The organism is Streptomyces sp. NPDC029139 (genome assembly GCF_055564335.1).
In genome coordinates, this window is sequence record NZ_JBVHWN010000005.1 from 1 (window position 1) to 17718 (window position 17718).

17 protein-coding genes are annotated in these 17718 nt (G+C 71.9%); 2 read left to right on the forward strand and 15 right to left on the reverse strand.

The features are described from left to right. Positions 1-172 precede the first annotated feature (172 nt). The 6 genes from era to ACZ4VW_RS14050 form a co-directional block, all read right to left on the reverse strand. The gene (gene era / locus ACZ4VW_RS14025) at positions 173-1123 is read right to left on the reverse strand and encodes a GTPase Era (RefSeq protein ID WP_467961913.1); all 951 of its coding nucleotides are present in this window, start codon (positions 1121-1123) and stop codon (positions 173-175) included. Positions 1124-1144: 21 nt separating this feature from the next. Further along, the gene (locus ACZ4VW_RS14030; RefSeq protein WP_467961915.1) at positions 1145-2086 is read right to left on the reverse strand and encodes a DUF916 domain-containing protein; all 942 of its coding nucleotides are present in this window, start codon (positions 2084-2086) and stop codon (positions 1145-1147) included. Positions 2087-2187: 101 nt separating this feature from the next. Beyond that, the gene (locus ACZ4VW_RS14035) at positions 2188-3522 is read right to left on the reverse strand and encodes a WxL domain-containing protein (protein ID WP_467961917.1); all 1335 of its coding nucleotides are present in this window, start codon (positions 3520-3522) and stop codon (positions 2188-2190) included. A 347-nt stretch (positions 3523-3869) separates the two neighbouring features. Further along, positions 3870-4232: a cytidine deaminase gene (locus ACZ4VW_RS14040; protein WP_467961919.1), complete on the reverse strand. Its 363-nt coding sequence runs from the start codon at positions 4230-4232 to the stop codon at positions 3870-3872. A gap of 27 nt (positions 4233-4259) precedes the next feature. Next, a complete protein-coding gene (locus ACZ4VW_RS14045; protein ID WP_467961921.1) occupies positions 4260-4985 on the reverse strand; it encodes a hypothetical protein in 726 nt (241 codons plus the stop codon). Between the two features lie 115 nt (positions 4986-5100). Continuing rightward, positions 5101-5967 (reverse strand): helix-turn-helix transcriptional regulator, encoded by an 867-nt coding sequence (locus ACZ4VW_RS14050; protein ID WP_467962496.1) that lies wholly within the window; start codon positions 5965-5967, stop codon positions 5101-5103. A gap of 113 nt (positions 5968-6080) precedes the next feature. Here ACZ4VW_RS14050 and ACZ4VW_RS14055 point away from each other — a divergent pair, with 113 nt between their 5' ends. Then, on the forward strand, positions 6081-7493 hold the full coding sequence (locus tag ACZ4VW_RS14055) for an MFS transporter (protein WP_467961923.1): 1413 nt from the start codon (positions 6081-6083) through the stop codon (positions 7491-7493). Positions 7494-7540: 47 nt separating this feature from the next. Here the strand turns inward: ACZ4VW_RS14055 and ACZ4VW_RS14060 are convergent, their stop codons facing one another. The 5 genes from ACZ4VW_RS14060 to ACZ4VW_RS14080 all read right to left on the reverse strand — a co-directional run bounded on the left by ACZ4VW_RS14060 (position 7541) and on the right by ACZ4VW_RS14080 (position 11952). Then, a complete protein-coding gene (locus ACZ4VW_RS14060) occupies positions 7541-7894 on the reverse strand; it encodes an MmcQ/YjbR family DNA-binding protein (protein ID WP_467961925.1) in 354 nt (117 codons plus the stop codon). Further along, complete coding sequence (locus tag ACZ4VW_RS14065) at positions 7884-9191, reverse strand: hemolysin family protein (protein ID WP_467961927.1); 1308 nt, start codon at positions 9189-9191, stop codon at positions 7884-7886. Before ACZ4VW_RS14065 ends, ACZ4VW_RS14060 begins: the two co-directional genes overlap by 11 nt. 7 nt (positions 9192-9198) lie before the next feature. Continuing rightward, entirely contained in the window at positions 9199-9696 is a 498-nt protein-coding gene (ybeY, locus tag ACZ4VW_RS14070; RefSeq protein ID WP_017239253.1) for an rRNA maturation RNase YbeY, read from the reverse strand. Positions 9697-9708: 12 nt separating this feature from the next. Beyond that, positions 9709-10731 (reverse strand): PhoH family protein, encoded by a 1023-nt coding sequence (locus ACZ4VW_RS14075; RefSeq protein WP_467961930.1) that lies wholly within the window; start codon positions 10729-10731, stop codon positions 9709-9711. Between the two features lie 105 nt (positions 10732-10836). Then, the gene (locus ACZ4VW_RS14080; RefSeq protein ID WP_467961932.1) at positions 10837-11952 is read right to left on the reverse strand and encodes a carbohydrate kinase family protein; all 1116 of its coding nucleotides are present in this window, start codon (positions 11950-11952) and stop codon (positions 10837-10839) included. A 260-nt stretch (positions 11953-12212) separates the two neighbouring features. On the opposite strand from ACZ4VW_RS14080, the gene ACZ4VW_RS14085 reads away from it, so the two are divergent. Then, on the forward strand, positions 12213-13556 hold the full coding sequence (locus ACZ4VW_RS14085) for an MFS transporter (RefSeq protein WP_467961934.1): 1344 nt from the start codon (positions 12213-12215) through the stop codon (positions 13554-13556). A 59-nt stretch (positions 13557-13615) separates the two neighbouring features. Here the strand turns inward: ACZ4VW_RS14085 and ACZ4VW_RS14090 are convergent, their stop codons facing one another. The 4 genes from ACZ4VW_RS14090 to ACZ4VW_RS14105 form a co-directional block, all read right to left on the reverse strand. Next, the gene (locus ACZ4VW_RS14090) at positions 13616-15082 is read right to left on the reverse strand and encodes a purine-cytosine permease family protein (RefSeq protein ID WP_467961936.1); all 1467 of its coding nucleotides are present in this window, start codon (positions 15080-15082) and stop codon (positions 13616-13618) included. 181 nt (positions 15083-15263) lie between these two features. Then, positions 15264-16268 (reverse strand): adenosine deaminase, encoded by a 1005-nt coding sequence (locus tag ACZ4VW_RS14095; protein ID WP_467961938.1) that lies wholly within the window; start codon positions 16266-16268, stop codon positions 15264-15266. A 98-nt stretch (positions 16269-16366) separates the two neighbouring features. Beyond that, positions 16367-17269 carry a ribonuclease Z gene (locus ACZ4VW_RS14100; RefSeq protein WP_467961940.1) on the reverse strand — a complete coding sequence of 301 codons (903 nt, stop codon included), beginning with the start codon at positions 17267-17269 and terminating at the stop codon, positions 16367-16369. A 3-nt stretch (positions 17270-17272) separates the two neighbouring features. Beyond that, positions 17273-17632, reverse strand: a complete 360-nt coding sequence (locus tag ACZ4VW_RS14105; protein ID WP_467962498.1) for a histidine triad nucleotide-binding protein — start codon at positions 17630-17632, stop codon at positions 17273-17275. Positions 17633-17718: the final 86 nt, after the last annotated feature.

The window sequence follows — 17718 nt, forward strand, 5'->3', positions numbered from 1 at the left end:
GCCACCCGATACGACAAGACCGCCCAGTCCTACGAAGCAGCCGTCACCCTCGCATCGCTCCTGATGTGGGCGTGACATTTGACGACAGAACCTAGCGGGGCCGCCCGGCGGTCGTCCCGTGCGACGGGGAGGCGGCGGCGTGACGCCCCCGCCCCCCGGCCGGCCGGGTGGGCTAGAAGCCGAGCTTCCGGAGCTGCTTCGGGTCCCGCTGCCAGTCCTTGGCGACCTTGACGTGCAGGTCGAGGAAGACCGGGGTCCCCAGCAGCGCCTCGATGTGCTTGCGGGACTTCATCCCGACCTCCTTCAGGCGGCTGCCCTTCGGGCCGATGATGATCCCCTTCTGGCTGGGGCGCTCGATGTAGACGTTCGCGTGGATGTCGAGCAGCGGCCGGTCCGCCGGGCGGTCCTCGCGGGGGATCATCTCCTCGACGACCACGGCGATCGAGTGCGGCAGCTCGTCCCGTACGCCTTCCAGCGCGGCCTCGCGGATCAGCTCCGCGACCATGACCATCTCCGGCTCGTCCGTGAGGTCGCCCTCCGGGTAGAGCGGCGGGGACTCGGGCAGGAGCGGGATCAGCAGGTCGGCGACGAGCTGGACCTGCGAGCCGGCGACGGCCGAGACGGGGATGATCTCCTGCCACTCGAAGCCCAGCTCCTTGCCGAGCTGGTCGATGGCGATGAGCTGCTCGGCGAGGGTCTTCGAGTCGACGAGGTCCGTCTTGGTGACGATCGCGACCTTCGGGGTCTTCTTGATCCCCGCGAGTTCCTTGGCGATGAAGCGGTCGCCGGGGCCGAGCTTCTGGTCGGCGGGCAGGCAGAAGCCGATCACGTCGACCTCGGCCCACGTGGTGCGCACGACGTCGTTCAGCCGCTCGCCGAGCAGGGTGCGCGGCTTGTGGAGGCCGGGCGTGTCCACCAGGATCAGCTGCGCGTCCGGGCGGTGCACGATGCCGCGGACGGTGTGCCGGGTGGTCTGTGGCCGGTTGGAGGTGATCGCCACCTTCTGGCCGACCAGAGCGTTCGTGAGGGTGGACTTGCCCGCGTTGGGACGGCCGACGAAGCAGGCGAAGCCGGCCCGGTGGACGGCTTCGGATTCTTGATTACGAGCGCTCATGAGGGCCATTCTCCCCGATGCCGGGCCGGCTCACGTACCCAGTGCCCGCCGACGCCGTACCCACAGGCCGACAAGGGCCACCGCTCCCCCGGCCAGGACCACCGCGGCGGCGAGCCAGGGCAGCGCGAGGAAGGACGCCCGTCCGGATTCCCGTACGTCCTTCGCGGTGGCGGTGAGGGTCACCTCGCCCCAGTCGAACTGCGGCGATCCCGTCCAGCGCTCGGTGAGCCGGATCTTCTGGCGGGGCAGCAGCTCCGAGGGGATGTTCTCCAGGTCGCGGGCGAGCAGGGTGCGGCCGAAGACGCCCTCGGCGCGCAGGGCGACCGCGGGCTCGAGGGTGACGTTGCCGCGGTTGTGGAGGGTGTACGAGATGAGGGTGGTGCTCGTCCCGGCGCCGGGGACGAGTGGCCGGTCCTGGTCGAGGGTGACGTCCTCGACGGCGAGGGCGGGGACGGTGGGGCCGGTGACCCGGAGGTAGACCCGGGCGCCGACGGCCCGCTGCACGCCGACGGCGACGGGGCCGCTGCCCGGTCGGATCCGTTCGTCGAGGGCGACGAGCGCGCCGGGGTGGTCGCCGGGTTCGGCGTCGGCGGGGACGGCGAGGGTGTAGGGCACGGTCACGGAGGAGCGGGGCGGAACGGTGACGCGGGTGCGCTCGGGCGTGATCCAGGCGCCGGCGCCGGTCTGCCTCTCCTGCCGGGTGCGGATGGCGAAGCCGCCGTCGCGCTCGGTGTTGTAGGCGTCGGCGCCGTAGAGGCGGAAGGTGAGCGGGGAGCCGGTCTTGTTGGTGACGGTGACCCGATCGGTCAGCGTCGTGCCGGGGTCGGCGGAGAGATAGAAGTACGGCCGGCTCCCGAGCCGGGAGGCGGCCGGGTGGACGGCCCACTCGCCGTTCTCGGCGGCCGGAGCGGTGGGCGCGCCGAGCAGCACGAGGGTGGCGGTGAGGACGATGACGTACAGCTTCCTGCGCACGGTGCGGTGAACCCCCCCGGGATCGGAGCGGGCCGACCGGGTGCGCGCCCGGCCCGCTTGGTGTGGCTCGGTTCATCGGCCGAGGTACACGTGACGATGGATCAGCTCAGCGTCAGGGTCAGGACGCCCGCGTACGATCCGGGGGCGGTGAAGGCCGGGACGTCGAGGGAGACCGTGGCGTCGACGGTGAACTCGCCGCCGGTGAGCGTGCCGTTCGGGGTCGAGGCGAGGGTCGCCCCGCCGCTGCCGACCGTCCCCGCCGAGCCGGGAACGCAGGTGCTGGGGCTACCGGACTTCGTGGCGCAGGCAGGGGTCCAGCTGAGCTGTCCCGCGCCGATGGAGCCGCCCGGGCCCGTGAAGTCGGTGACCTTGCCGGTCAGGGACCAGCCCGCGGGGCCGCCGCGGAAGTCCTTCACCGTCACCGTCCTCAGATCGCCGGTCGCGGCGCCGCCCTGACCGAAGTCGACGGACGACAGCTGGACCGAGTCACCGGCCTGGGTCATCGACAGTTCGCCCGCCGTGACCGCCGCGTGGATCTTCTGGCTGTTCGGCGGCTGCGGGGTGTCGTCGACGACGGTGTACGCGGCCGGTCCGGCGCCCTTCTCCGGGTCCCAGGCCGTCCCCTCGTACGCCACGATGCCGGTGGTCGCCTTGTCGTCGACCCTCAGGCGCGCGGTGAAGCCACCCTCGCCGTCGGTCGTGACGGTCATCCGGTCGGCGGTCTCCGCCGCTCCGGACCGGCCGACGACGGTGACCTCGGCGAGCGGGGTGAACTCGGCGCCGGTCACGGTGACCGGGACGCCGGGTGCGCCGGAGGCGGTGCCGAGCGAGATGGCCCGCTCGTTGGCGCCCGGCTGTGCGCTCGCCGTGATCGTCCCGGAGACGGGGGCGGGCGGGTCGGTGACCGTGCAGGGGGTGTCCAACTCCATCAGGTAGCTGGTGTGGATGTTGTAGTCGCCGGGCGAGAGGGTGATCGAGCCGGGCGTGGTGACGGTGAACGTGCCGGTCATGGAGAACGGCGGGAACGTGCCCTTGCCGGGGACGGGGTCGTTCTTCTTGGGGCCGGTGACGGTGACCGCGCCGGTCTGTGCGCCGCCCAGGACGACCTTTCCGCTCGGGGTCATGATGTCGGCCGGGAGGGCCAGGTCGACCGGGTTGGACGCGGCCGGCTTGGTGACCTTGTAGGTGACGGTGACGGTGTCGCCGACCTTGGGGGTGGGCTTGTCCACGGTGATCTCGGCGGTCGTCGTGCCGTCGATGGGCGGGATGCCGGCGATCGGCGGCGGGACGCAGTGCGTGGGGAAGTCGACCGCCTGGGACGCGGTCGCCAGGGCTCCGGCCGGAGCGGCCGACACGCCGCCGGCGGTGACCGCGAGGGCGGCGACGCCGAGTGCGGCGGTCCAGCGCCGTCTTCGGGTCGGTGTTCTGGGTGCCATGTGTGCCCCCTCCTGAGGGATGAGAGGGCGCCATTGACGGCCGCGCGCCAGGAGAAGTCAATGGAATCGAAATGCGCCGACTGATGACCCATCAGACACTGTCAACATCACCGAGCCGGAGGGCGTTTCACCTGGTCAGCACAGGTGCCGGCGCCGCCTGGGGCGACGCCGGTCGGGGGGTGGTGCGGGGACGCTGCGTGAGGCGCGAATCTGACGGACCGTCGGGCGGACCGCGTTCATTGACGCGCAGCGGGCCGGGGAAGGCAAGAGAATCTCCGCTGATCCTTCATCGGCGCGCGAAGGGGCCCGGCGGTCGAACCGCCGGGCCCCTTCGAGTCTGCCGGACCTCAGCCCGCCGTGACCGCCGCGCGCAGCTGCCCGTCGGGGCCGGCGAGCAGTACCGGGGTCTCGGGGCCGCCGAGGTCCCGTACCGCCGCGCGGTCCTCGTCGGAGGCGGCGTCGGCGGTCGAGACGACGGCCGCGGCCTCCAGGGACTGGGCCCCGCTGGCCACGGCCATCGCGACCGCGGTCTGGAGCGCGCTCAGCCTGAGCGACTCCAGGGCCACGGTCCCCGCCACGTACGTGCGGCCGGTCTCGTCCCGTACCGCCGCGCCCTCGGGCACACCGTTGCGGGCGCGGGCGCTGCGCGCCAGCGTGATGATCTTGAGGTCCTCGGCGCCGAGATCGCCGTGGTCGGGCTTGAGTGTCATACCCCGAGCATAGGTCGGGGCAGGGGGTCAGCTCTGGGCACCCTTGACGAACTTGTCGGCGGCGAGCTTGGCGAGGGCCTCGAAGTCCTTGTGGCCGGCGGCGTTCGGCGGCACGTGGGAGACACGGGCGACGCCGGTGCCCTGCCGCACGACGAGCATGTTCGACTCGACGGTCATGGAGATGTCCGCGATCTTCATGTTCAGCCGGAAGGCGTGCGACTCCTCGCCGGCCTTCGGGCCGGTGAGCTTCTCGGCCGTGACGGTCATCTTCATGCCCTGGAAGTCGGCGGCGAACCCCTTGCAGGCGTCCAGCGAGGTGCCGATCGCCTTGACGAAGTCCGTGGCACCGGCGGCCGGGAAGGTGAAGGGCTGGCTCTCCAGCACGGCCGAGTCGCTGCCGCGCTCGAAGCTGCCGGACGGGCCCATCGTCGCCCCGGTGATGGCGTCGGCCATCAGCCCGGCGAGCGGCTGGCACTCCGCCTTGTCCGCCTTCGGCTGGACCTGGTCCGTGTCGGACGTGCCGCTCTTCCAGCCGGCGGGCAGATCCTTGACGGTCAGCGACGCCGCCTTCAGCTGCTCGGAGGTCAGCGGCGCGGCCGGAGCCGCCGACGTGGTCTGCTCGGCGGCCGGCTTGTCGGCCGCGTTGTCCTTCTTCGCGTCGTCCTTGGCGGCGCCGCCACCGCACGCGGCGGTGAGGGAGAGCGCGGAGACGGCGAGAGCGGCGGCCAGTCCGTGGCGAATGCGAGTGCGCATGGTGAATGAGCCCTTTGCGGGTGAGGGTGGTGGGACAGACCGGCACCGGTGGGGGACGGCCGGATCGCCAGGAGGATATACGGGGCCACCGACAGGGCGGGACGGCAGAGCCCGTTCAGCCCGCGATCGGATACATCGCCCCGCGCCGTCCCTCCGGGGAGACCAGCCATTCCAGCTTCGCGGCCGTGTCCGCCGACGGCAGCGGGGTGTGCATGACGATCGTCAGGTCGGGGCGGGCCGGCACCCTCAACTGTGTGGACTCCACGTGCAGGACGCCGACGAGCGGGTGCTCGATCTCCTTGCGGATCTGGCCGCCCGGGGAGATGTCCCGCCGCTCCCACAGCTCGGCGAACTCCTCGCTCGCCGCCTTCACCTCCTCGACCACCGCGCGGAAGCCCTCGTCGTCGGGGCACTCCGAGCAGGCGGCCCGGAACTGTGCGACGACCTGCGGCGCGAGCCGCTTCCAGTCGGTCGAACGGGAGCGGTAGATCGGGTCGGTGAAGAACGAGACGAGGCAGTTCTGCGAGATCTCGGGCCGCATGCCGAGGACGACGGACGCCGACTCGTTGTACATGATCGTGTTCCAGTACACGTCCATGATGTGCGCCGGGAACGGCATCCACGCGTCGATCAGCCGCCGCAGACCCGCGCACATTTCCCGCGCCGCCGGATCCACCTCGGGCGCGGGCGGGTTGAGCCCGGCGAGGACGTACAGATGGCGGCGTTCCGCCCCACTGAGCCGGAGCACCCGCGCCACCGAGTCGAGCACCTGCGGCGAGACGGTGATGTCCCGGCCCTGCTCCAGCCACTGGTACCAGGAGACGCCGACACCCGCGAGGACGGCGACCTCCTCCCGGCGCAGGCCGGGTGTACGGCGGCGGGCGCCACCGTCCGGAAGACCGGCCTCGGCCGGGGTGACCCGGGCCCGACGGCTCATCAGGAACTCGCGCAGTTCGGCCAGTCGGTGCGCCTTGGCGTCCATGCTCTCGACCGCTGGGGCCACGTGTGCTTCCTCCCCCGGAATGCCTGGTGGTGCGACCAACAGGATAAGTTCCCGCTCCCCACGCTTGTTCCCGCACGCCGAGGGTGGGGGTCATGACAACGACCGCCACTCCGCCGGCATCCGCCCCGGCCCCCGCCCCTCCGGCCGCCCTGACCGGCCGTTCCCGTCTGATCCTGTTCGTGCTGTGCGCCGCCCAGTTCATGGTGGCCCTGGACTTCTCCGTACTGAACGTGGCGCTGCCCGTCCTCGGCGCCGATCTCGGCCTCGGCACGTCCGCCCTCCAGTGGGCGGTGACCGCGTTCGCCCTGCCGTCCGGCGGGTTCCTGCTGCTGTTCGGCCGGATGGGCGACCTGTACGGGCGGAAGAAGCTCTTCCTCGCGGGCCTCGCGCTCTTCGGCGCGGCCTCGCTGCTGGCCACCCTGGCCTGGAACCCGGCCTCGTTCCTGGCCGGGCGCGCTCTGCAGGGCGTGGGCGCGGCGGCGATCGTGCCGACCGGCATGTCTCTGCTGACCACCACCTTCCCCGAGGGCCCGCTGCGGGACCGGGCGCTCGCCATCTCCGGCACCCTGCTCTCGCTCGGCTTCACCATCGGCATGGTCCTGGGCGGGGTCATGACGGACACCCTCGGCTGGCGCTCCACGATGGGCCTGCTGGCGCTCTTCACCCTGATCGTGCTGCCGCTCGCCCCCGGTCTGCTGCCCGAGTCGCGGACCACGGACCGGCCGCGGCTCGACGTGCCGGGCGCGGTGACCGTGACCGGTGGGCTGCTCGCCCTGATCTACGCCCTGACGACGGCCGCCGAACGCGGCTTCGGCGGCACGGACGTCCTCGTCGCCCTGGGGGCGGGCCTGCTGCTGCTCGTGGCCTTCGTGGTGGTGGAGTCCCGGCACGACGCCCCGCTGGTCTCGCTGCCGATGCTGCGGCGGAGGACGGTGGCCTTCGGCAATCTGGGTGGCCTCGTGACGTTCTCGATGATGTCCACGGTCATCTTCGTGCTGACCCTGTACCTGCAGGAGACGCTGAGGCTCTCCGCCTTCGCCACCGGACTTGTCTTCGGCGTGCAGGGCGCCGTGTCGATGTTCGCCGGGACGGTCGTCCCGAAGGTGATCGGTCGGATCGGCGTCCGCCGCACGCTGGTGTTCTCCCTCGCGGGACAGGGCCTGTTCGTGGCGACGCTGCTCGCGATCGGCACGGAGTCGGGCGCCCTCCTGGCCGGCGTCGGCGTCTCACTGGCGAGCATGTGCCACCTGGGCGCCATCATCTCGTACGGCCTGACCGTCACCTCCGGCGTCCCGGACGAGGAGCAGGGGCTGGCGACCGGTCTGGTGACGACGACCCAGCAGGTCGGCCTCACCGTCGGCATCCCGCTGCTCGGTGTGCTGGCGACGACGGGCGGGGAGCTGTACGACGGTGTCCGCACCGTCCTCGCCGTCGACGCGGCGATCGTGCTGGCGGCGGCGCTCCTGCTGGCCTTCGGCCTGCGGCGGAGGCGGGCGACCCCCTGAGGCGGGAGGTCCGCGGACGTCGGAGGCCCACGGAGGCGGGAGGTCCGCTAGGGGCGGTCGAGGCGGAGCCGTACCGCCTTCGGAAGACCCGCGACGACCAGGTCGTACGAGTCCTCGACGAGCTCCCGGACCATCCGGTCCGGGAGCTCGCCGACGGTCACGGTGTTCCAGTGGCGCTTGTTCATGTGGTAACCGGGGGTGACCGCCGGGTACTCCTCGCGGAGCCGTACGGCCTCCTCCGGCTCGCACTTGAGGTTGATCCGCAGCGGTCGGCCGTCGAGCCAGGACAGCGCGAACATCTTCCCGGCGACCTTGAAGACGGAGGTGTCCGGCCCGAAGGGGAACTCCTCCGCGGCGTCGTTGAACCCCAGGCAGAAGGCGCGCAGCTGGTCAGGCGTCACCGGACGGCTCCTCGGACACGACGGGCGCGGGTTGCACGAGCACTGTGACGATCTTGTTCCGGCGGCCCGCCGGGGACTCGGCCGTCAGTCGCAGGGAGCGCCCGTCGGGCAGCTCCACGACGGCCTTGGCGCCCGCGATGGGCACTCGGCCCAGCGCCTTGGCGAGGAGTCCGCCGACGGTCTCCACGTCCTCGTCGTCGTACTCGTCCGGGCCGAAGCCGTACAGCTCGCCGAGGTCCCCGATGTCGAGGCGGGCGGTGACGCGGTAGCGGTCGTCGCCCAGTTCCTGGACCGGCGGGAGCTCGCGGTCGTACTCGTCGGTGATCTCCCCGACGATCTCCTCCAGGATGTCCTCGATCGTGACGATGCCGGCCGTGCCGCCGTACTCGTCGATGACGACGGCGACGTGGTTGCGCTCCTGCTGCATCTCCCGCAGCAGGTCGCCGGCGTTCTTGGTGTCCGGCACGAAGGCGGCCGGGCGCATCGCCGTCGACAGCAGGTCCGCCTCGGCGTCCCGGTTGATGTGCGTCTTGCGGACCAGGTCCTTCAGATACACGATGCCGACGATGTCGTCCTCGTTCTCGCCTGTGACGGGGATGCGGGAGAAACCGGAGCGCAGCGCGAGCGTGAGGGCCTGGCGGACGGTCTTGAACCGCTCGATGCAGATCAGGTCGGTTCGGGGCACCATGACCTCGCGTACGAGCGTGTCGCCGAGCTCGAAGACGGAGTGCACCATCCGGCGCTCGTCGTCCTCGATCAGCGACTCCTGCTCGGCGAGGTCGACCATCGCCCGCAGCTCGGCCTCGGAGGCGAAGGGGCCCTTGCGGAAGCCCTTGCCGGGGGTGAGCGCGTTGCCGATGAGGATGAGCAGCTGCGGGACGGGGCCCATGATCCTGGCCAGCGGCAGCAGGACGTACGCGGCGGCGGTCGCCGTGTTGAGCGGGTGCTGCCGGCCGATGGTGCGCGGCGAGACGCCGACGGCCACGTACGAGACGAGCACCATCACCGCGATCGCGATGAGCAGCGCCTCCCAGGTCTCGGAGAACTCCTCCAGGCAGGCGTACGTGACGAGGACCCCTGCCGCCATCTCGCAGGAGACGCGTACGAGCAGCGCCACGTTGAGATAGCGGGTGGGGTCGGAGGCGACCTCGACGAGCTTCTCGGCGCCGCGCCGCCCCGACCGGAGGGCCTCGGCGGCGCGGAAGCTGGAGACGCGGGCGATACCGGCCTCGGCGCAGGCGGCCAGCCAGGCGACGATGACCAGGCCGACCGCGCCGAGGATCAGCGATGCGTTCATCGGGGGCTCAGGAGACGGTCGGCGCCGGGGACGGGCCGGTGAGGCCCTTCTCCGCGCGCCAGCCGTCGACGATGGCCGCCTGGAGGCCGAACATCTCGGCCTTCTCGTCCGGCTCCTCGTGGTCGTATCCGAGCAGGTGCAGCACTCCGTGGACGGTGAGGAGCTGGAGCTCCTCGTCCATGGAGTGCTCCGTCGGCGCGTCCTTGCCCTGCTGGGTGGCGACCTCGGGGCAGAGCACGATGTCGCCGAGGAGCCCCTGCGGGGGCTCCTCGTCGTCCTTGGACGGCGGGCGCAGTTCGTCCATCGGGAAGGACATGACGTCCGTCGGGCCCGGCAGGTCCATCCACTGGATGTGGAGCTGCTCCATCGCCTCAGCGTCCACGACGATCACCGAGAGCTCGGAGAGCGGGTGGATGCGCATGCGCGCGAGGGCGTAGCGGGCGATGTCGAGGATCGCCTGCTCGTCGACCTCGGTTCCGGACTCGTTGTTGACGTCGATCGACATGGTGCTCTGTTACTACTTCCCGTTGCGGCTGTCGTACTGCTCGTACGCGTCGACGATACGGCCGACGAGCTTGTGCCGGACGACATCCTGCGACGTGAGCAGCGAGAAGTGCACGTCCTGGACGCCGTCCAGAATCTCGCGGACCTGCCGCAGACCGCTCTTCGTACCGCCCGGCAGGTCGACCTGGGTGATGTCACCGGTGATGACGATCTTGGAGTCGAAGCCGAGGCGGGTGAGGAACATCTTCATCTGCTCGGGGTTCGTGTTCTGCGCCTCGTCGAGGATGATGAACGCGTCGTTGAGCGTGCGGCCTCGCATGTACGCCAGCGGCGCGACCTCGATCGTGCCCGAGGCCATCAGCTTCGGGATCGAGTCGGGGTCGAGCATGTCGTGCAGCGCGTCGTAGAGCGGACGCAGATACGGGTCGATCTTCTCGTAGAGCGTGCCGGGCAGGAAGCCGAGCCGCTCACCGGCCTCGACGGCCGGCCGGGTCAGGATGATCCGGGTGACCTGCTTGGACTGCAGGGCCTGGACCGCCTTGGCCATGGCCAGATACGTCTTGCCGGTGCCCGCCGGGCCGATGCCGAAGACGATCGTGTGCTTGTCGATCGCGTCGACGTACCGCTTCTGGTTGAGGGTCTTGGGGCGGATGGTGCGGCCACGGCTGGAGAGGATGTTCTGGGTGAGCACCTCGGCCGGGGTCTCCTGGCCTGCCTCCGTCGTGCCGTTCTCGCTCGCCCTGAGCATGGCGATCGAGCGTTCCACTGCGTCCTCCGTCATCGGCTGTCCGGTGCGGAGCACCAGCATCATCTCGTCGAACAGTCGCTGGATGAGAGCGACTTCCGTCGCCTCGCCCACCGCGCTGACCTGGTTTCCCCGGACATGGATGTCGGTCTTCGGGAACGCCTTCTCGATCACGCGCAGGAGTGCGTCACCGGAGCCGAGAACGGTCACCATCGGATGCTTGGCGGGGACGGTGAAGTGGGCGCGGGCCTCGCCCTGCGCGCCATTGCGGGCTGTGGGTGTCTGAGTCATGGGCCGGCACTGTGGCCTGCACATACCTCCCGTTGCAGGGTTCTCGCTGCTCGACAACCTCTGGGATACAAGCCTACGACGTGGCGCTGACAAGGCCGAAGGCTTTTACAGGGTCGCCGCTCGGAAGCCGATCGTGGGGACCGCCCGGCGCAGTGGCCAGGGGCGGCCGGCGGCGGGGAGCAGCCGCTCCAGGAAGGCGTAGCGGGCGCGCAGGGCCTCCGGGTCCTGGCAGACGTGGTCCTGGACGTGCTCCCACCAGGCGGCGACCTCACCCCAGCCGGGTGCGGAGAGCGAGCCCCCGAACTCCTGCACCGACAGCGCCGCGATGAGCCCGGCGAAGGCCAGGCGGTCGGCGAGCGGCCAGTCCGCGAGCGTGCCGGTGACGAAGCCGGCCACGAAGACGTCGCCGGCGCCGGTCGGGTCGAGGGCGGAGACCTGGATCGCCGGCACCTCGGCGGTCTCGCCGGTGGCCCCGTCCACCGCGTAGGCGCCCTCGGCACCGAGGGTGACCACGGCGTAGCGGACCTTGTCGGCGAGCGCCCGGGCGGCGGCCCGCGGGCAGTCGGTACGGGTGTACCGCATGGCCTCCTGCGCGTTGGGCAGGAATGCCTGGCAGTGCTCCAGGTCGGCCAGCCCGCTCAGGTCCCAGCGGCCGGTCTCGTCCCAGCCGACGTCCGCGAAGACCTTCGCCCCGCCGCGGGCGGCCTGCGCGATCCACTCCTCGGAGCGCCCGGGCACCAGCGAGGCGACGGCGGCGCGGGCGTGCGGCGGGTAGGCGGGCAGGGCGCCCTCCTGGGGCGGCGCGTCGTGACCGTGGGAGACCATCGTGCGCTCGCCCTCGTACGCCATGGAGACGGTGACCGGGGAGTGCCAGCCGGGCACGGTCCGGGAGAGCGAGAGGTCGATGCCCTCGCCCTGCTCCAGGGCGTCCCAGCAGTACTCGCCGTAGTGGTCGTCCCCGAAGGCGGCGGCGAGCGAGGTGCGCAGGCCGAGGCGGGCGAGGGCGGTGGCCATGTTGGCGACGCCGCCGGGGCTGGAACCCATGCCCCTGGCCCAGGACTCGGTGCCGCGCACGGGGGCGCTGTCGAGTCCGGTGAAGATGATGTCGAGGAAGACCGTGCCGGTGAGGAAGACGTCGCAGTCGGGGTCGGTGGGCTCCCGCAGGCACACCAACGGGTCGACTCCGGCGTCGTGTTGCTGGTCTCCCTTTGGTGTGGTCACGGCGGCCTCCCCGTACGTGGTGCGGATCAGGTCAGTGTGCCTGATGGGGGTCCGGTGACGGGGGTGACGCAGCACCGAGAGGGCGCTTCGTTACCCGGGGAATCGAACCCCAAACCTATAGTGACCCAGATCACAAGCGTAACGGGTAAATTCCGGCCTCTCCTCTCTTCTCGGGGCCCTCCATCGCTTGATACATATGTCCCGCGATCCCGTGCAACACCGGGCGCTCCACCCCTCTTTCCCCCTTTCCTGGAACGCCCATGTTGTCGCGCCCGCGTGCCCTGGGGCCTCTCGTCGCCCTGTTCACGGCCGGTTATCTCGCCCCGTATCTGCTGCCGACCGTCGTCGGGCGGCTCTCCGCGGGTCTCGGTCTCACCCCCGCCCAGGCGGGCCTGGTGGGATCGGTCCTCCTCCTCGCCTCCGCGTCGGCGGGCTTCACCCTCGCCGCGCGCGTGGAGCGGATCGGCCCGCGCCGGGCCGCGCGGGCGGGCCTGCTGGCGATGTGCGCCGGTTACGGCGCGGCGGCGCTCACCACGAGCGTGCCGCTGGTGGTGAGCGGCGCGGTCGTCGGCGGTTTCGGCTCGGGTACGACGCTGGCGGTGGCCGCCGCGGGCATCGCGGCCCAGCGGGACCCGCACCGGGCCTCCACGCTCGGCCTGTTGTCGGTCTCGGCGGCGGCCGGCGCGCTGTACCTCACGCTGCCGCACCTCGGCGGCGGCCACGCGCTGCCGTTCGCGTCGATCGCGCTGGCGGCGGCGCTGGTGTGGCCGCTGACGGGCGGCCTGGCGAGGGGGTCGGCGCGAGACGCGGTGCGCGACGCGGCGGACGTGCCGGAGCGGGGCGGCGACGGCGTGGTGCTCCCCCACCGCCGTTCGGGCCTCGTGCTCGCCGCGGCGATCCTGCTGTGGTCCATGGCGCAGAACGCCCTGTGGGGCGTGAGCGGCCACATCGGCCTCACCCAGGCGGGACTCGGCGAGGTCACCGTCGGCGCGGTCTTCGCCGTGGCGCTGGGCGCCGGGCTCGCGGGCGTCTCGGCCGCCGGGGCTCTCGGGTCACGGCTGGGCCGCGCGGTCCCGATCGGGGCCGGTACGGCGATCATCGCGGTGTGCGTCCTGGTGAGTTCGAGCGCCGGGAGCCTGGCCGCCTTCGCGACCGGCGAGATCCTCTGGAACCTCTTCTACCCGGTCGTCCTGTCCTACCTGCTGGGCCTCGCCGCCTCCCTGGACCCGCGCGGCCGCTGGGCCGTGCTGGTCGGGTCGGCGTCCTCCCTCGGGGTGGCCTGCGGCCCGGTCACCGGCAGCGTCCTGTCCGCGCAGGCCGGGTATCCGGGCATGGGCCTGGTGCTGTGCGTCCTGCTCCTGCTGGTCGCGGTCCCGATGACGGCGGTCGCCCTGCACACCTCGGGCCGCCCGCTGGTCCCGGGGTCCGTGCGCCGCCGCGGTGGCGCTCCGGCGGCCGTGGTCGCGGGCACGACGACGGCGGCCACGGGCCTCGTCCCGCAGATGGGCGCGCCGGAACAGGAGGTCGCCGAGATCCCGGTCCCGTCCCGCCGCCGCGCCGACCGCCGCGCCTTCCGCCTGGCCCGCCCCGGCGACCGGGGCTAGGCCAGGGCGACGGTGGCGTCCCGGGCCGTCGCCGGTGGTACGGAGGTTCGTACGGTCGCTCACGCCTCCGCCCTCGCCGCCCGCACGGTCGGGTGCTTCCGCATCAGGACGGCGTAGACCGCGGCGGAGACCGCCATGCCGGCGGGCAGGGAGAGGTCCACGCCGCCCAGCGCGTCGGCGACCGGGCCCGCGTAGAGGGTGTTGACGGACAGGGCCGCCGAGGCCACGCCCGTCCCGAGCGCGAGGGCGCCCGCCAGGTTGACGCCGCCGGTGTACCAGAAGGGGCTGTCCGGGGTCTCGTCGGACAGGGCGGCTCCGTCGTAGCGGCCCCGGCGCAGCACGATGTCCGTGGCGTAGACGGCCATGAGGGGCCCGATCAGGACGACGGCCAGCTGGAGGGCGTTGCTGACGGTGTCGAGGAGGGTGGAGGCCAGCAGGCCGTAGAGCGTCAGGGCCACGGCGGCGATGCCGTCGAAGACGACGCTGACCGAGCGGCGGACGCGGAGGCCGACGGCCTGGAGGGCCAGTCCGGCGCTGTAGGCCGTCAGGGCGTTGATGGCGATGGTGCCGAGGACCAGGGCGAGCAGGAAGACCGGATGGAACCAGCCGGGCAGGATCTGCTCCAGCCCGCTCTGGGGGTCCGTCATGTCGACCGCCGTCGCGGCGACGGCGCCCAGGGAGCAGGTGAGGACGCTGGGCAGGAAGGCGCCGAAGGCGGTCCAGCCGGCGATCCCCTTCCGCGAGGCCGTCCGCGGCAGGTAACGGGAGAAGTCGGCGCTGGTGGTGTACGACAGCGGCCCCGAGGCGATCATGGTGACGCCCGCGACGAGGACGGCCCAGAGGTCGATGCCGGTCAGCGGCTCGGCGGGCCGGTACGCGAAGTCGGCGTGGCCGGCCACCGCGAAGGCCACGACAGCGAAGGCGGCGGCGAGCACCAGGGTGATCGGCAGGTACAGCTTCATGATCATCCCGTGTCCGTAGACACTGATGATCAGGGTGAGCGCCGCGATGACCACCACGACGACGACCTTGACGCCGGTGTTCGCGGTGACGCCGGCCTTCTCGACGAGAGCGAAGGCGGCGGCCGCGGCGGCGGCCAGGTTGAGGGCGAAGTAACAGACCGAGACCAGCCAGCCGCCGATCGCGTTGTTGAACCGGTTGCCGATGACGCCGTAGAGGGACCGGGTGATCACCTCGCTGGGCGCGCCCGCGGCGGGTCCGGAGGTGGCCAGGAGCCCTGTGAGCAGCCAGAAGAGATTGCCCACGACGATGACCGCGAGGGACTGCCAGAGGTTCAGGCCCATGAGGACGAGGGCGCCGCCGATCACCAGGCTGAGGTAGTTCACGTTCGCCGCCGCCCAGACGGAGAAGAGCTCGCGGGGGCGGCCGTGGCGTTCGGAGTCGGGGACGCGGTCGACGCCGTGCGCCTCGATGCGACCCGCGCGGCCCGCACCGCCCGAGGCCGGCGGGGCGGCTCCGGACGCGTCGTCCGTTCTGGGGTGCGGGTCAGGAAGCGTGGACGCCACGGAGCCCTCCGGGTATTGGTCAACCGGCTAATAGGTTATTGGTCGCACACTCAATAGCATCCGTTCCATGGCGTCAAGGGTTTGGCGGGAAGCGGGAACGCAGCCGCCCAGGGGGCGTGGCTCATCGAGCCACGCCCCCTGGGCGGCTGCGCCGGGCTGACGCCCGGGCTCCTGGGTCGTGCTACTCCGCGTCGAAGTCGTACGCCTCCACCTCGGCGAGGTAGCGCGCCCTGCGCTCCTCGTCGTCGTCGAGGAAGGACGCCTCGAAGGAGTTGCGGGCCAGCGTCCGCAGCTGCTCGCGGTCCAGCCCGAGCGCGCCCCGGACCGCGTCGAAGGTCTCGCCCACATAGCCGCCGAAGTACGCCGGGTCGTCGGAGTTGACCGTCGCCATCAGACCGGCGGCCAGCATCGATGCCAGCGGGTGGTCCTCCAGGACGTCGATCGCCCGGAGGCGTACGTTCGACAGCGGGCAGAGCGTGAGCGGCACCCGCTCCCGCACGAGCCGCTCCACCAGCTCCGGGTCCTCCATGCAGCGCAGACCGTGGTCGATCCGCTCCACGCCGAGCACGTCCAGGGCCTCACGGATGTACGCCGGCGGCCCCTCCTCGCCCGCGTGGGCGACCTTGCGCAGCCCGAGCGCCTCGGCCGCCGCGTACACCTCGCGGAACTTCGAGGGCGGGTGGCCGACCTCCGCCGAGTCCAGGCCGACCCCGGTGATCCGGTGCAGATACGGCCGCGCGGCCTCCAGGGTCGCCATCGCCGACTCGGCGGACTCGTCCCGCAGGAAGCACATGATCAGCCGCGTCGAGACGCCGTGCCGCTCCTCGGCCCGGTCGAGCGCGGCGGCCAGGCCCTCGATCACCGTGCCGAGCGCGACCCCGCGGGCCGTGTGCGCCTGCGGGTCGAAGAAGATCTCCGCGTGCCGCACCCCCTGGGCCGCCGCCCGCGCCAGGTACGCGTCGGCGAGCTCGGTGAAGTCCTCGGCCGTGTGCAGCACGGCCATCAGGCCGTAGTACAGGTCCAGGAAGGACTGCAGGTCGCTGAAGAGGTAGGCCCTGCGCAGCTCTTCGGTGTCCGCGTACGGCAGCGTGACGCCGTTGCGCGCGGCGAGCGCGAACGCGAGCTCGGGTTCGAGGGTGCCCTCGATGTGGAGGTGGAGTTCTGCCTTGGGGACGCGGAGGGGCATGGGTGGTTCGTCTATCTCGTGGGGAGGGCTGACGCTCGGTGGGGGGTGACGCTCGGGGGGCTCGGGGAGGCCGGACGCCCGGCGGCTGCGGCTGGGGGTTATCGCTTGGGGAGGGAGACCCTCATCAGGTCCTGGGCGATGCTCAGTTCGCCGTCGTACCCGGCCGCCCGAGCCTGGCGTTCGAACTCGGCGGGCTCGCCGTACCGCTGCGAGAAGTGGGTGAGGACGAGGTGCCGCACCCCCGCGTCGCGGGCGACGGCGGCGGCCTGTCCGGCCGTCAGATGACCGTGGTCGGCGGCGAGTCTGACGTCCTCGTCGAGGAAGGTCGACTCGATGACCAGCATGTCGGCGCCCTCGGCGAGCGCGTACACCCCGTCGCAGAGCCGGGTGTCCATGACGAAGGCGAACCGCTGTCCGCGCCGGACCTCGCTGACCTCCTCCAGCGTCACACCGTCCAGGACGCCCTCGCGCTGGATCCGGCCGACGTCCGGGCCCGTGATGCCGTGCGCGGCGAGCCGTTCGGGCAGGATGCGGCGCCCGTCGGGTTCGGTGAGCCGGTAGCCGTACGACTCCACCGGATGCGAGAGCTTGCACGCGTCGAGGGTGTACGCGTCCGTGACGGCGAGCGGGCCGTCGGCGGCCACCGGCGTCTCCCTCAGCTTCACCGTCTCGCGGTAGGCCGTCGCGTACCGCAGCCGCTCGAAGAAGCGCTGTCCACTGGCCGGGTAGTACGCGGTGACGGGGTGCGGGACCTGGTCGAGATTGATCCGCTGGATCACGCCCGCCAGGCCCAGGGAGTGGTCCCCGTGGAAGTGCGTGACGCAGATCCGGTCGATGTCGTGGGCGGCGACCCCGGCCCGCAGCATCTGGCGCTGGGTGCCCTCGCCGGGGTCGAAGAGGATGCCCTGGCCGTCCCAGCGCAGCAGATAGCCGTTGTGGTTGCGGTGCCGTGTCGGGACCTGGCTGGCGGTCCCGAGCACGACGAGTTCTCGTACGGACACGTCTTATCCCGGCGGCCAGTTGAGACCGCGGCCGCCGAGGACGTGCGCGTGGGCGTGGAAGACGGTCTGGCCGGCGCCGGCCCCGGTGTTGAAGACGATCCGGAAACCGCTGCCCTCGACCTTCTCCTGCGCGGCGATCTCGCCGGCCTCGCGCAGCACGTCGGCGGCGATGGTCGGCGCGGCCGTGGCGAGGCTCGCGGCGTCGGGGTAGTGGACGCGCGGGATGACGAGCACGTGCGTGGGCGCCTGGGGGTTGATGTCCCGGAAGGCGACGGTCGTCTCCGTCTCGCGCACGATCGTCGCCGGAACCTCCCCGTCCGCGATCTTGCAGAACAGGCAGTCGCTCTGCGGCTCTCCGGCCATGGCCCGGGCCTCCTCGCCTTCGATGATCAGGTACTCGGGCATGCTATCGGCCACGCGCGGCCGGGGCGCGGGTCGCGGCGGGGCGC

Coding starts and splice junctions, on each gene's coding strand:
- era (WP_467961913.1), bottom strand. CDS start 1,123: ATGGCCCTCATGAGCGCTCGTAATCAAGAATCCGAAGCCGTCCACCGG.
- ACZ4VW_RS14035 (WP_467961917.1), bottom strand. CDS start 3,522: ATGGCACCCAGAACACCGACCCGAAGACGGCGCTGGACCGCCGCACTC.
- ACZ4VW_RS14040 (WP_467961919.1), bottom strand. CDS start 4,232: ATGACACTCAAGCCCGACCACGGCGATCTCGGCGCCGAGGACCTCAAG.
- ACZ4VW_RS14045 (WP_467961921.1), bottom strand. CDS start 4,985: ATGCGCACTCGCATTCGCCACGGACTGGCCGCCGCTCTCGCCGTCTCC.
- ACZ4VW_RS14050 (WP_467962496.1), bottom strand. CDS start 5,967: ATGGACGCCAAGGCGCACCGACTGGCCGAACTGCGCGAGTTCCTGATG.
- ACZ4VW_RS14055 (WP_467961923.1), top strand. CDS start 6,081: ATGACAACGACCGCCACTCCGCCGGCATCCGCCCCGGCCCCCGCCCCT.
- ACZ4VW_RS14065 (WP_467961927.1), bottom strand. CDS start 9,191: ATGAACGCATCGCTGATCCTCGGCGCGGTCGGCCTGGTCATCGTCGCC.
- ybeY (WP_017239253.1), bottom strand. CDS start 9,696: ATGTCGATCGACGTCAACAACGAGTCCGGAACCGAGGTCGACGAGCAG.
- ACZ4VW_RS14075 (WP_467961930.1), bottom strand. CDS start 10,731: ATGACTCAGACACCCACAGCCCGCAATGGCGCGCAGGGCGAGGCCCGC.
- ACZ4VW_RS14085 (WP_467961934.1), top strand. CDS start 12,213: ATGTTGTCGCGCCCGCGTGCCCTGGGGCCTCTCGTCGCCCTGTTCACG.
- ACZ4VW_RS14095 (WP_467961938.1), bottom strand. CDS start 16,268: ATGCCCCTCCGCGTCCCCAAGGCAGAACTCCACCTCCACATCGAGGGC.
- ACZ4VW_RS14105 (WP_467962498.1), bottom strand. CDS start 17,632: ATGGCCGGAGAGCCGCAGAGCGACTGCCTGTTCTGCAAGATCGCGGAC.